Source organism: Serratia sp. BW106, from assembly GCF_002607755.1.
GTDB classification, from domain to species: domain Bacteria; phylum Pseudomonadota; class Gammaproteobacteria; order Enterobacterales; family Enterobacteriaceae; genus Serratia; species Serratia proteamaculans.
The window spans coordinates 1-12,037 of sequence record NZ_MCGS01000073.1 but is presented as its reverse complement, the minus strand read 5'-3'; the positions used below and the strand labels follow the sequence as shown (position 1 = coordinate 12,037).

Here is a 12,037-nt window from a genome sequence, read left to right as displayed (position 1 = left end):
GACACAATGCAGGGTTCTGTGACAGAGTTTCTAAAACCGCGCCTGGTAGATATCGAGCAAGTCAGTTCGACGCACGCCAAGGTGACCCTTGAGCCGTTAGAGCGTGGCTTTGGCCATACTCTCGGCAATGCACTGCGCCGTATTCTGCTTTCGTCTATGCCGGGTTGCGCGGTGACCGAGGTTGAGATTGATGGTGTACTGCATGAGTACAGCACCAAAGAAGGCGTACAGGAAGATATCCTGGAGATCCTGCTCAACCTGAAAGGGCTGGCGGTGAGAGTTCAAGGGAAAGATGAAGTTATCCTTACCCTGAATAAATCTGGCATTGGCCCTGTGACCGCTGCCGACATTACCCATGATGGTGATGTCGAAATCGTCAAGCCTCAGCACGTGATCTGCCACCTGACCGATGAAAACGCTGCTATCAGCATGCGTATCAAAGTTCAACGTGGTCGTGGTTATGTGCCGGCTTCTGCCCGAATTCATTCGGAAGAAGATGAGCGCCCGATCGGTCGTCTGTTGGTTGACGCCTGCTATAGCCCTGTAGAGCGTATTGCCTACAATGTTGAAGCAGCGCGTGTAGAACAGCGTACTGACCTGGACAAGCTGGTCATCGAAATGGAAACCAATGGCACGATCGATCCTGAAGAGGCGATCCGCCGTGCGGCAACCATCCTGGCTGAACAACTTGAAGCTTTTGTTGACTTACGTGATGTTCGTCAACCAGAAGTTAAAGAAGAGAAACCAGAATTCGATCCGATTCTGCTGCGCCCTGTTGACGATCTGGAATTGACTGTCCGCTCTGCTAACTGCCTTAAGGCAGAAGCTATCCACTACATCGGTGATCTGGTACAGCGTACCGAGGTTGAGTTGCTGAAAACGCCGAACCTGGGTAAAAAATCTCTTACTGAGATTAAAGACGTGCTGGCCTCCCGTGGTCTATCTCTGGGCATGCGCCTGGAAAATTGGCCACCGGCAAGCATTGCTGACGAGTAACCGGATCACAGGTTAAGGTTTTACTGAGAAGGATAAGGTCATGCGCCATCGTAAGAGTGGTCGTCAACTGAACCGTAACAGCAGCCACCGCCAGGCTATGTTCCGTAACATGGCCGGCTCTTTGGTTCGTCATGAGATCATCAAGACGACCTTGCCAAAAGCAAAAGAGCTGCGTCGCGTTGTTGAGCCGCTGATTACTCTTGCCAAGACCGACAGCGTAGCTAATCGTCGTCTGGCATTCGCCCGTACTCGTGATAACGAGATCGTGGCAAAACTGTTTAACGAGCTAGGCCCGCGTTTTGCGAGCCGTGCCGGTGGTTACACTCGCATTCTGAAGTGTGGCTTCCGCGCAGGCGACAACGCGCCGATGGCATACATCGAGCTGGTTGATCGTGCTGAGTCTCAAGCAGAAGTAGCAACTGCAGAGTAATCTGTAGACGCGTGGAAAAACCGGGCTTGCCCGGTTTTTTTACGTCCATCATCAGCCAAACGTGCGTTCTTTCCCTTCCTGACTTAAGATCCCCGTCCCTATCCGCTATGCTAACGCTATTAATCAGCTCTACTGAGAGATCATGCTATGTGGTTACTCGATCAATGGGCAGAACGTCATATCCTGGATGCGCAGGCCAAAGGGGAATTAGATAATTTACCGGGCCAGGGTCAGCCACTTGAATTGGATGATGACAGTGCGGTACCTGCAGAATTGCGTACCGGCTTCCGCTTGCTTAAAAACGCCGGCTATTTACCCGCAGAGTTGGAAGATCGCAAAGAGGCTTTGGATATAGCTCGTTTGCTGCAAGGGATTGGTAGTGAGCATCCGGACTATGCCGAACTTGGCAAACGAATGGCGTTACTGGAACACCGTTTACGACAAGCAGGAATGAGTACTGATTTTTTGCATGGTGAATATCAACGTGCACTGAGTGGCAAATTTTCATCGGAGGATGAGTGATGCTTAAGATTGGCCAACTGGCAAAGCTTGCTGACGTGACGCCGGATACCGTGCGTTATTATGAGAAGCAGGGAATGATGGATCATAATATCCGTACCGAGGGCGGTTATCGGTTGTACAGCGATCAAGACCTGCAGCGGCTGCGTTTTATCCGTTATGCCAAGCAGCTCGGTTTCACGTTGGAAACTATCGCCGAACTGTTGTCGATCCGTGTTGATCCAGAGCACCATACCTGTCGGGAATCGAAGTCGATTGTCGATGCGCGGCTCAGTGATGTTGAAAATAAGCTTAAAGAACTAACACGGATGCGTGAATCGCTAAAGCGTCTTAGCGATGCCTGCTGCGGTAGCGCGCATACCAGCAATTATTGCTCTATCCTGGAGGCGCTTGAGCAAGGTGCCAGTGATGATAAAACTAAAAAAGGTGCCTGAATGGGCTATCAGCACTTTAATTTTTATACGGCCGGCAGTATTATCGCCACGATTTATATCCATAGATAAACAAGGAGCATTACCATGACTAAATACCGTCATACCAAAGGCCAGATACAGGACAATGCCATTGAGGCACTGTTGCACGATCCGTTATTCCGACAAAGGGTAGAGAAAAATACCAAAGGCAAGGGCAGCTACCGGCGTAAAGACAAACATGCAAAAGGCGGAAACTGGGAGGCCAGTGGTAAACTATCAAGCGATAATTTACCACTGGCCTTCTGGTTTTAAGGCATTAAAAAAGCCATCTTAATAAGATGGCTTTTTAGTCGCGCAGGAGAAACTGTTTTACAGTTTAGGTTGTTGCTGTTGACTCAGTAAATCACGAATTTCAGTCAGCAGTTTTTCTTCTGCGGTCGGTGCCGGAGGCGCTGCTGGCTCTTCTTCCTGTTTACGACGCACTTTATTCATTAATTTAATTGCCAGGAAAATAGCGAAGGCAACAATCACAAAATCGAAAATGGTCTGGATGAATGAACCGTAGTTCATTACTACTGCAGGAATCGCGCCCTGAGCTTCGCGTAATACCAGGTGGAATTGTTTGAAGTCAACGCCGCCAATCAGCAAGCCCAGTGGTGGCATAATGATATCTGCAACGAAAGACGATACGATCTTACCGAATGCCGCACCAATAATCACACCTACTGCCAAGTCGACCACGTTGCCACGCATGGCAAACTCGCGGAACTCTTTCATCATACTCATAGAACGCACCCCTTGCAGAATTTAATAACTCAAGTTTAACAAAGCAATTTCCCTTTGCCACAAAAGGAGCGAAAACTTTTATCTCCTTCCATGGCAGAGAACAACTTCGCAATTATAGACCATCTATTACTACATTTGTTCTACAAGAAGAATGGACTTGGTTGGAACAGGCGTTCAACGTCAGGAACGAACTTTTTGTCGGTTATAAACATAATGACATGATCGCCTTGTTCAATTTTGCTGCTGCCGTTGGCAATAATAACGTCATCACCGCGCACAATGGCACCAATGGTGGTACCCGGCGGTAATTTAATATTTTCAACGGTGCGACCGACCACTTTTGAGGTGCTCTCATCACCGTGCGCAATGGCTTCGATGGCTTCCGCGACACCGCGGCGGAGTGAGGAAACGCTGACGATATCCGCTTTTCTTACATGGCCCAACAGCGCTGAAATGGTTGCCTGTTGTGGGGAAATGGCAATGTCGATGACGCTGCCCTGTACCAGGTCAACATAGGCACGACGCTGAATCAACACCATGACCTTTTTGGCGCCCATGCGTTTGGCGAGCATAGCCGACATAATGTTTGCTTCGTCGTCATTGGTGATAGCGATAAAGACATCGACCTGATCAACATGTTCTTCCGCCAGCAGTTCCTGGTCCGAGGCATCGCCATAAAATACGATGGTGTCATGCAGTTGCTCGGCCAGTTCTGCGGCACGTTGCTGATTACGTTCAATCAGCTTCACGTTGTAGGATTTCTCTAACCGTTGCGCCAGGCCAGCACCGACGTTACCTCCCCCGACAATCATGATGCGCTTATAGGGTTTTTCTAATCGTTGTAGTTCACTCATTACCGCACGGATGTGCTGCGAGGCGGCAACAAAGAACACTTCATCACCGGCTTCAATAATAGTGGAACCCTGCGGGCGAATCGGTCGATCCTGACGGAAGATAGCAGCGACGCGAGTATCAATGTGCGGCATATGTTCACGCATTGAAGACAGAGCGTTACCCACCAACGGGCCACCGTAGTAAGCTTTTACTGCGGCGATGCTGACCTTGCCTTCTGCAAAGTTGACTACTTGCAGCGCGCCCGGGTACTCAATCAATTTATAGATATAATCGATAACCAGCTGTTCTGGTGAGATCAGGTGGTCAATGGGTACCGCTTCCGGATTAAAAAGCTTCTCTGACTCACGGATATATTCTGGCGCACGGATGCGGGCGATTCGGTTAGGGGTATTAAACAGTGAGTAGGCAATCTGACAGGCAATCATGTTGGTTTCGTCTGAGTTGGTGACGGCAACCAGCATATCGGCATCTTCAGCCCCTGCTTCTCGCAGCACGCGTGGATGAGAGCCATAGCCCTGAACAACCCGCAGGTCGAACTTATCCTGTAACTGACGCAGGCGGCCGGAGTCGGTATCCACGACGGTAATATCGTTATTTTCGCCCACCAGGTTTTCCGCCAGTGTCCCGCCAACCTGACCCGCGCCAAGAATAATTATTTTCATTCGCTTCTCTGCTTCACACTGAAACCGCTGAAGATTATCTGAAAGGGCGCAACAGCCGCGCCCAGAGTACTGAACAGCTACATTTTAATCAGCTTAGCGTAAAAGAAGCCATCCCCATCCTCTGGATGTGGAAGATTCTGTCGGCCAGGCTGTTGCTCGTTGCCGGTTTCAACCAGACGGGCCTCGGGATGACGCTGAAGGAAGGCGCTAATCTGCTCTGAGTTTTCTGCTGGCAGAATGGAGCAGGTGGCATACACCATCACGCCTCCGCTTTTGAGATGCGGCCAGATGGCCTCAATAATCTCGGCCTGCAGCGCGGCCAGCTCAGCGATGTCTCGGTCGCGACGCAGCCATTTGATATCTGGATGGCGGCGGATCACACCGGTAGCTGAGCAAGGGGCGTCCAACAAAATACGATCGAACTGCTTGTCGCCGCACCATTGTTGCGGAGTGCGGCCATCGCCCTGCTTCACTTCAGCGTGTAAACGCAGGCGTTGCAGGTTTTCTTCGACCCGGCTCAGACGTTGTTCATCGATATCGACGGCCATCACATGGGCTTTGGGAGCCGCTTCTAAAATGTGGGTGGTTTTACCGCCGGGAGCTGCGCACAAATCGAGGATCTGTTCTCCGTCTTGCGGATCCAGCAGATCGACACAACCCTGAGCGGAGGCATCCTGCACGGTGATCCAGCCGTCGGCAAAGCCCGGCAGATCGGTAACGGGGCATGGCGCAAGCAAACGCACGGCATCGCGATATTCGGCATGCGGTTCGGCGGCGATATCAGCCTGTTCCATCAACTGTAAATAGGCTTCGCGAGTGTGATGCAAGCGGTTGACGCGCAGCCACATTGGCGGTTTCTGATTATTGGCATCAATAATCTGTTCCCACTGCGCGGGATAGGCCTGTTGGATACGCTTCAACAGCCAGCTTGGGTGCAGATAGCGGCTGTCATTATTGGCTGCACGTTGCAGCAATTCTTCCTGCTGACGTTGGAACTGGCGCAGTACGCCGTTGATCAGACCTTTAAGCTGTGGGCGCTTCAGCGCAACTGCACCTTCCACGGTTTCCGCCAGCACCGCGTGAGCGGGAATACGGGTATACAGCAGTTGGTATAAGCCGACCATCAGCAAATAGTGCAGCGTACGCTGCTTGCCGGTCATTGGCTTGGCCATTAATTGTTGAATACACCATTCCAGCTGCGGCAGCACGCGCAGGGTGCCGAAGCACAGTTCCTGCAGCAGAGCACGGTCCTTGTCAGAAATGGTCTTTTGCAGTGACGGCAGGACAGTACTGAGTGACTGCCCCTGATCCAACACCTGGCCGATGGCTTTGGCAGCGATGCTGCGGAGATTGTAATTGTTTTTCATAGGCTAAAGCTGATAACGATCGGCATTAAGAAAGAAACAGCCCGGCGATTATCGGCCGGGCAGTGGGGGCGGTTTATAACCGGTTGCCCGGTGTAAACCATTCACGGCGTGAGTTCAGCAGATCCTGCGCTGACATGGGTTTTTTGCCTGCCGGCTGCAGTTGAGTCAGGTTAAGAATACCTTCGACGGTCGCCACCTGAATGCCGTGTTTATCGGCATGGATGATGGTGCCAGGTTCTGCATCAGCGCTCTGCGCCAGCACCGTTGCCTGCCACACCTTCACCGGTTGATCGTCAATGGTGAAATAGCTGACTGGCCACGGGTTAAAGGCACGAATACAGCGTTCAAGTTGCGTGGCGGACAGGCTCCAGTCCAGGCGAGCTTCTTCTTTGCTCAGCTTTTCGGCGTAGGTAACCAGCGATTCATCCTGCACTTCACGTTTCGCCGTACCCTCAGCCATCTGCTGCAGCGTGGTCAGCAAACCCTGCGGGCCAAGCTGAGCCAGCTTGTCGTACAGACTGGCGCTGGTGTCAGCGGCTTCGATCGGGCAGGCGATCTTGTGCATCATATCGCCAGTGTCCAAACCCACGTCCATCTGCATGATGGTCACGCCGGTTTCGTTATCGCCGGCCCAGAGGGAACGTTGGATCGGGGCGGCACCACGCCAGCGTGGCAGCAGTGAACCGTGGACGTTGATGCAACCGAGTCGCGGCATATCCAGCACCGCTTTGGGCAGGATCAGACCATAAGCCACAACCACCATGACATCGGCGTTGAGATCGGCAACCAGGTGCTGGTTCTCTTCCGGGCGCAGTGATTTGGGCTGAAACACCGGTAAATGGTGCTGCTCGGCCAGAACCTTGACCGGGCTGGGTGTCAGCTTGTTGCCGCGACCGGCAGGGCGGTCGGGTTGGGTGAAAACCCCGACAATCTGGTGCCCAGATGACAACAGCGCGTCAAGATGACGCGCTGCGAAGTCTGGAGTTCCGGCGAAAATAATCCGTAAAGAGTCAGACACGTTGATTTCCTGATCGGTTAGGCGCGGGCGTTAAGCTTGGCCATTTTTTCCAGTTTCTGACGGATACGCTGGCGCTTCAGTGGCGACAGGTAATCGACGAACAGCTTGCCTACCAGGTGATCCATTTCGTGCTGGATACAGATGGCCAACAGGTCGTCGGCTTCCAGCTCAAAAGGCTTGCCGTCGCGATCCAGCGCTCTGATTTTCACCGTAGCGGCACGCGGGACTAAAGCACGCTGTTCGGGAATGGAAAGGCAACCTTCCTCAATCCCGGTTTCACCGCCTTTTTCCAGCAGTTCCGGGTTGATCAGCACCAGGCGCTGATCGCGGTTCTCAGAAACGTCAATGACGATAATGCGCTGATGGATATCCACCTGTGTCGCAGCCAGGCCAATGCCTTCCTCTGCGTACATGGTTTCAAACATATCATCCACGATGCGCTGGATATTCGCATTGACTTCTTTAACCGGGGCCGCGACTTTGCGCAGCCGGTCGTCTGGGTAATGTAATACCTGCAATACTGACATATATCTTGAGATCTGTATCCGAGTGATAAACGAGGTTTAGCTTCTATTCTAGACATTTCCCAGCCTGATTGACAGCATTGCGCACCAATTGCTCGAATTGGTAATACCACCATTTTCTGCGAGGGAACAGGCGATGCAGGCACAGGAAATCGGCATACGAATGCGTGGGGTCACCGGGCTGGATACGGCACAAGCCAGCCAGATAATACGGAAAATGGTGACGTCCGGTGGGCCGCCGTATTCTTTGCTGCGGGAGTTGGGGCTGAATGACCGGCAGCAGGCCCAGTTTCGCCAGGTGGATCCACGCTACCTGGCCGCTACGCTTACCTGGTTGGAACAGCCTGAAAACCTGTTGTGGATCTATGGCGAGGCTGACTACCCGGAGCGACTGCTCCCTATCGATGATGCACCTTTGCTGCTGTTGGTAAAGGGTAACCCGGCAGCCGTGCAGCAGCCGCAAATCGCTATGGTTGGCAGTCGGCGGTTCAGCCATTACGGTGAACACTGGGCCAATTACTTTGCCACCGGATTGGTGCACTGTGGGTTTACCATCACCAGCGGGCTGGCCCTTGGCATCGACAGCATTTGCCACCGTGCAGCGTTGGCTGCTGAAGGGGGCACCGTTGCCGTTCTGGGCAGTGGCCTGGCCAACATCTATCCGCGCCGGCATCAACGCCTGGCAGAACAGATCGTTGAAAGCGGCGGAGCCCTGGTTTCTGAGTATCTGGCCACCGATCTGCCGATGCCTGACCACTTTCCACGCCGTAATCGCATTATCAGTGGATTAAGCCTGGGCGTGGTGGTCATCGAAGCCTCCCTGCGCAGCGGTACGCTGATTACTGCCCGTTATGCTCTGGAACAGGGGCGTGAGGTTTTTGCTTTACCAGGGGCACTGGGCAACCCAATGAGTGAAGGTACGCATTGGCTGATCCAGCAGGGGGCCTATCTGGTTACCGGGCCGAAAGAGATCGCTGAGCAACTGGGAAGCGGCCTGCATTGGCTGTCGCTGAACGAAAATACAACTATTTGTGCGTCAGAAGCCGAAGTTGAATTGCCATTTGCCGATGTGTTGGCTAACGTAGGAGATGAGGTGACACCTGTTGACGTCGTCGCTGAACGTGCCGGCCAACCTGTGCCAGAGGTGGTAATCAAGTTACTCGATCTGGAGTTAGCAGGGTGGATCGCAGCTGTACCCGGCGGCTATGTCCGAATAAGGAGGGCAGGCCATGTTCGACGTACTGATGTACTTGTTTGAAACTTATATCCACAATGAACCAGAGATGCGCGTCGATCAGGATCAACTGACCGATGATCTCGCTCAGGCGGGGTTTCATCGGGATGATATCTACAACGCGTTGAATTGGCTTGAAAAACTCGCTGACCTGCAGGAAGGCGAAAATGCGCCGTATTTTATGGATGCCGATCCGCTGGCAATGCGGATTTACACCGAAGAAGAAGGCGTGCGTTTGGATGCCAGTTGCCGTGGTTTCCTCCTGTTCCTGGAGCAGATTCAGGTATTGAACCTCGAAACCCGTGAAATGGTTATCGATCGTGTTATGGCTTTGGATAATACGGAATTCGATCTCGAAGATCTGAAATGGGTGGTGTTGATGGTGCTGTTTAATATCCCCGGATATGAAAGTGCCTATCAGCAAATGGAAGAACTGTTGTTTGAAGTAAACGAAGGTTATCTGCACTGAGCCGATAACATGAATAGAAGAAGTTATGACAAAAGCAGCGATTTTTGCCGCCAGGCAAAATGAACCCTGTCCGGAATGCGGGGCCGAGCTGGTGATCCGCAGTGGTCGCCACGGCCCCTTCCTCGGCTGTTCCCGTTATCCTGAATGCCAACATATCCGGCCGTTGAAAGCGCAGGCCGATGGCCATATCGTCAAGATGCTGGATGGGCAGGAATGCCCGAAATGCCAGGCGACGCTGGCCTTGCGTCAGGGCCGTTACGGTATGTTTATCGCTTGCAGCAACTATCCGGAATGCGATCACACCGAGGTCATCGATAAACCGGACGAAACCAGTATTAGCTGTCCGCAGTGCGAGCAGGGCAAACTGCTGCAGCGCAAATCGCGCTATGGCAAGGTGTTCCACTCTTGCGATCGCTACCCTGAATGCCAGTTTGTTCTCAATTTTAAACCCGTTGCCGGTGAGTGTGAGTACTGCCACTACCCGTTGCTGATGGAAAAGCGCACGGCGAAAGGCCCAACCCTTTGCTGCGCCAGTAAACTTTGCGGGAAACCCGTAGTCACTACAGAATAATGACATCATGAGCTCAGAATCCACTGCCATCTTCATACCAATTATTGACGCGCTGCATAATCACCAGGTCATTGCCTACCCGACCGAGGCGGTGTTTGGTCTGGGTTGCGATCCCGATAGCGAGCAGGCGGTTAATGCCTTATTGGCACTGAAACAGCGTCCCTGGGAAAAGGGACTGATCCTGATTGCGGCCGATTATGCGCAGCTAACACCTTATATAGATGACACCGTGCTGAGTGAGCAGCAGCGTGCCACGATGTTTGCCAGTTGGCCGGGACCGGTGACCTGGGTAATTCCTGCCAGGTCGGAAACGCCACGCTTGCTAACCGGCCGTTTCAACTCGTTGGCGGTACGTGTTAGCGACCACCCATTGGTGCAGCAACTTTGCCGGCAGTTTGGCAAACCGTTGGTGTCGACCAGCGCCAATCTCAGCGGGCAAGAGCCTTGCCGCAGCGCCGATGAAGTGCAGCAACAGTTTGGTGCCGCTTTCCCGGTGCTGACCGGCAGCGTCGGTGGCCGTCTTAACCCTTCCGAAATCAGAGATGTCCTGACCGGTAAGCAAATCCGTCAAGGCTAGAGGTCATGTGCATGGAGAAGTTTGCGGTATTCGGTAACCCTATCGGCCATAGCAAATCACCGCGTATTCATGCGCTATTTGCCGCCCAAACAGGTATAGAACACCCTTATGGTACGGTGCTGGCACCGCTGGACGGTTTCGAAACCACTCTGCAGGCGTTTATTCAGGCGGGTGGCCAGGGAGCGAACGTCACGGTTCCCTTTAAAGAGAAGGCTTACGAGGCGGCGACTGAACTGAGTCAACGGGCCTCGCTGGCCGGTGCGGTAAATACCTTAAAAATACTGCCAGACGGCGGGTTACTGGGTGACAACACCGATGGGATCGGCCTGCTGACCGATCTTGAACGTCAGGGGTTGATCCAACCCAAGGATCGTATCTTGCTGGTGGGGGCGGGCGGTGCGGCGCGCGGCGTGATCTTGCCGCTACTGTCTTTTGGCTGTGAAGTGGTGATCACCAACCGTACTTTTAGCCGCGCGCAGACACTGGCGCAGGTATTCCAGCACTTGGGTGAAATATCCGCGTTGCCTCTGGATCAACTCGATCAACAACAGTTTGATTTAGTGATTAACGCAACGGCATCCGGTATCAGTGGTGACATCCCGGCGTTACCGGTTGGTACGGTCAATGGCCATACCCGTTGTTATGACATGTTTTATCAGCAGGGGTTAACACCTTTCCTGGCCTGGGCGCAGCAACAGGGTGCCACAGAATATGCCGACGGTTTAGGGATGCTGGTGGGGCAGGCCGCGCATGCGTTCCTGTTGTGGCATGGTGTAATGCCGGAGATCGAACCGGTATTGCGTCAGCTGCGTCACGAACTGGCCGCGTAAATTCCGGCCCGTTCTCCGGTGAGGGAACGGGCGCTTGTCAGATATCTTCTGACAAGTATTCGTCTTTCCAGCGTACATAGTTAGTAGAAGAGTAAAGCAGCCCCTCTCGCTCGGCGGCGGTCAGTGGACGAACCTGGCGTGCTGGGCTACCCATATAAAGATAACCGCTCGCCAGTCGTTTACCCGGCGCGACCAAGCTGCCGGCGCCAATCATCACATCATCTTCTATTACTGCACCATCCAGCAGGATCGATCCCATTCCTATCAATACCCGATTGCCAATGGCGCAGCCGTGCAACATGGCTTTGTGCCCAACGGTAACGTCTTCACCGATCAGCAACGGATAACCTTCAGGGTTATGCTCAGACTTATGGGTCACGTGCAACACGCTGCCATCCTGAATATTGCTGCGAGCACCAATTTTTACCGCGTTCACGTCGCCGCGGATGGCAACTAACGGCCAGATACTGACGTCATCGGCCAGCTCAACGTTACCGATCACCACGCTGGAAGGGTCGATCATGACGCGCTGACCCAGTTTAGGAGAGTAATGAAGATAAGAACGTACTGCATCGGACATGGTAATAGCCTCACGTCGGGATCATATTTAACGGCAATACTAGACGTTGGCGGTGGAATTACAACCAACCGAAGTGACGGATCCTGCGGAAAACGGCCCTGATCGCGCAAGATCCACTCGAAGGGGCTGAAAAGTGTGCAAACAGTAAGAAAAGATCAAGAAAGGGGTTGTGCAAAAAATTCGGATCCCTATAATGCGCCTCCATC

At 53.0% G+C, this 12,037-nt stretch carries 16 protein-coding genes; 10 read left to right on the top strand and 6 right to left on the bottom strand.

Annotated elements, in window-relative coordinates:
- The first annotated feature begins 6 nt into the window (after positions 1-6).
- The 5 genes from rpoA to BEI65_RS26315 all read left to right on the top strand — a co-directional run bounded on the left by rpoA (position 7) and on the right by BEI65_RS26315 (position 2,670).
- On the top strand, positions 7-996 hold the full coding sequence (gene rpoA, locus BEI65_RS26335; RefSeq protein ID WP_002919219.1) for a DNA-directed RNA polymerase subunit alpha: 990 nt from the start codon (positions 7-9) through the stop codon (positions 994-996).
- Between the two features lie 40 nt (positions 997-1,036).
- Entirely contained in the window at positions 1,037-1,426 is a 390-nt protein-coding gene (gene rplQ / locus BEI65_RS26330; protein WP_004929726.1) for a 50S ribosomal protein L17, read from the top strand.
- 147 nt (positions 1,427-1,573) lie between these two features.
- Positions 1,574-1,948, top strand: coding sequence for a DUF1992 domain-containing protein (locus tag BEI65_RS26325; RefSeq protein WP_099065722.1), 375 nt, complete (start codon positions 1,574-1,576; stop codon positions 1,946-1,948).
- A complete protein-coding gene (zntR, locus tag BEI65_RS26320; protein ID WP_099065721.1) occupies positions 1,948-2,379 on the top strand; it encodes a Zn(2+)-responsive transcriptional regulator in 432 nt (143 codons plus the stop codon). Before BEI65_RS26325 ends, zntR begins: the two co-directional genes overlap by 1 nt.
- 84 nt (positions 2,380-2,463) lie before the next feature.
- Complete coding sequence (locus BEI65_RS26315; RefSeq protein ID WP_085119636.1) at positions 2,464-2,670, top strand: alternative ribosome-rescue factor A; 207 nt, start codon at positions 2,464-2,466, stop codon at positions 2,668-2,670.
- A gap of 57 nt (positions 2,671-2,727) precedes the next feature.
- Here BEI65_RS26315 and mscL read toward each other — a convergent pair whose 3' ends face one another.
- The 5 genes from mscL to def all read right to left on the bottom strand — a co-directional run bounded on the left by mscL (position 2,728) and on the right by def (position 7,573).
- Complete coding sequence (gene mscL / locus BEI65_RS26310) at positions 2,728-3,144, bottom strand: large-conductance mechanosensitive channel protein MscL (protein WP_085119635.1); 417 nt, start codon at positions 3,142-3,144, stop codon at positions 2,728-2,730.
- A gap of 140 nt (positions 3,145-3,284) precedes the next feature.
- Positions 3,285-4,661 (bottom strand): Trk system potassium transporter TrkA, encoded by a 1,377-nt coding sequence (gene trkA, locus BEI65_RS26305; RefSeq protein WP_099065720.1) that lies wholly within the window; start codon positions 4,659-4,661, stop codon positions 3,285-3,287.
- A gap of 77 nt (positions 4,662-4,738) precedes the next feature.
- A complete protein-coding gene (gene rsmB, locus BEI65_RS26300) occupies positions 4,739-6,028 on the bottom strand; it encodes a 16S rRNA (cytosine(967)-C(5))-methyltransferase RsmB (protein ID WP_099065719.1) in 1,290 nt (429 codons plus the stop codon).
- A 73-nt stretch (positions 6,029-6,101) separates the two neighbouring features.
- A complete protein-coding gene (fmt, locus tag BEI65_RS26295; protein WP_099065718.1) occupies positions 6,102-7,046 on the bottom strand; it encodes a methionyl-tRNA formyltransferase in 945 nt (314 codons plus the stop codon).
- Between the two features lie 17 nt (positions 7,047-7,063).
- Positions 7,064-7,573: a peptide deformylase gene (gene def / locus BEI65_RS26290; protein WP_085119631.1), complete on the bottom strand. Its 510-nt coding sequence runs from the start codon at positions 7,571-7,573 to the stop codon at positions 7,064-7,066.
- 133 nt (positions 7,574-7,706) lie between these two features.
- On the opposite strand from def, the gene dprA reads away from it, so the two are divergent.
- Genes dprA through aroE form a run of 5 tightly spaced genes read left to right on the top strand, consistent with a single transcriptional unit; the run spans position 7,707 to position 11,251 of the window.
- On the top strand, positions 7,707-8,828 hold the full coding sequence (gene dprA / locus BEI65_RS26285; protein ID WP_099065717.1) for a DNA-protecting protein DprA: 1,122 nt from the start codon (positions 7,707-7,709) through the stop codon (positions 8,826-8,828).
- Positions 8,800-9,273, top strand: a complete 474-nt coding sequence (gene smg / locus BEI65_RS26280) for a DUF494 family protein Smg (RefSeq protein WP_012147203.1) — start codon at positions 8,800-8,802, stop codon at positions 9,271-9,273. Before dprA ends, smg begins: the two co-directional genes overlap by 29 nt.
- Positions 9,274-9,298: 25 nt before the next feature.
- On the top strand, positions 9,299-9,844 hold the full coding sequence (locus BEI65_RS26275; protein ID WP_099065716.1) for a type I DNA topoisomerase: 546 nt from the start codon (positions 9,299-9,301) through the stop codon (positions 9,842-9,844).
- A 7-nt stretch (positions 9,845-9,851) separates the two neighbouring features.
- On the top strand, positions 9,852-10,421 hold the full coding sequence (gene tsaC, locus BEI65_RS26270; protein ID WP_099065715.1) for an L-threonylcarbamoyladenylate synthase type 1 TsaC: 570 nt from the start codon (positions 9,852-9,854) through the stop codon (positions 10,419-10,421).
- Between the two features lie 11 nt (positions 10,422-10,432).
- Positions 10,433-11,251: a shikimate dehydrogenase gene (gene aroE, locus BEI65_RS26265; RefSeq protein WP_099065726.1), complete on the top strand. Its 819-nt coding sequence runs from the start codon at positions 10,433-10,435 to the stop codon at positions 11,249-11,251.
- A 37-nt stretch (positions 11,252-11,288) separates the two neighbouring features.
- Here aroE and BEI65_RS26260 read toward each other — a convergent pair whose 3' ends face one another.
- Positions 11,289-11,831, bottom strand: a complete 543-nt coding sequence (locus BEI65_RS26260; protein ID WP_099065714.1) for a gamma carbonic anhydrase family protein — start codon at positions 11,829-11,831, stop codon at positions 11,289-11,291.
- Positions 11,832-12,037: the final 206 nt, after the last annotated feature.

Coding starts and splice junctions, on each gene's coding strand:
- rpoA (WP_002919219.1), top strand. CDS start 7: ATGCAGGGTTCTGTGACAGAGTTTCTAAAACCGCGCCTGGTAGATATC.
- rplQ (WP_004929726.1), top strand. CDS start 1,037: ATGCGCCATCGTAAGAGTGGTCGTCAACTGAACCGTAACAGCAGCCAC.
- BEI65_RS26325 (WP_099065722.1), top strand. CDS start 1,574: ATGTGGTTACTCGATCAATGGGCAGAACGTCATATCCTGGATGCGCAG.
- zntR (WP_099065721.1), top strand. CDS start 1,948: ATGCTTAAGATTGGCCAACTGGCAAAGCTTGCTGACGTGACGCCGGAT.
- BEI65_RS26315 (WP_085119636.1), top strand. CDS start 2,464: ATGACTAAATACCGTCATACCAAAGGCCAGATACAGGACAATGCCATT.
- mscL (WP_085119635.1), bottom strand. CDS start 3,144: ATGAGTATGATGAAAGAGTTCCGCGAGTTTGCCATGCGTGGCAACGTG.
- trkA (WP_099065720.1), bottom strand. CDS start 4,661: ATGAAAATAATTATTCTTGGCGCGGGTCAGGTTGGCGGGACACTGGCG.
- rsmB (WP_099065719.1), bottom strand. CDS start 6,028: ATGAAAAACAATTACAATCTCCGCAGCATCGCTGCCAAAGCCATCGGC.
- def (WP_085119631.1), bottom strand. CDS start 7,573: ATGTCAGTATTGCAGGTATTACATTACCCAGACGACCGGCTGCGCAAA.
- dprA (WP_099065717.1), top strand. CDS start 7,707: ATGCAGGCACAGGAAATCGGCATACGAATGCGTGGGGTCACCGGGCTG.
- smg (WP_012147203.1), top strand. CDS start 8,800: ATGTTCGACGTACTGATGTACTTGTTTGAAACTTATATCCACAATGAA.
- BEI65_RS26275 (WP_099065716.1), top strand. CDS start 9,299: ATGACAAAAGCAGCGATTTTTGCCGCCAGGCAAAATGAACCCTGTCCG.
- tsaC (WP_099065715.1), top strand. CDS start 9,852: ATGAGCTCAGAATCCACTGCCATCTTCATACCAATTATTGACGCGCTG.
- aroE (WP_099065726.1), top strand. CDS start 10,433: ATGGAGAAGTTTGCGGTATTCGGTAACCCTATCGGCCATAGCAAATCA.
- BEI65_RS26260 (WP_099065714.1), bottom strand. CDS start 11,831: ATGTCCGATGCAGTACGTTCTTATCTTCATTACTCTCCTAAACTGGGT.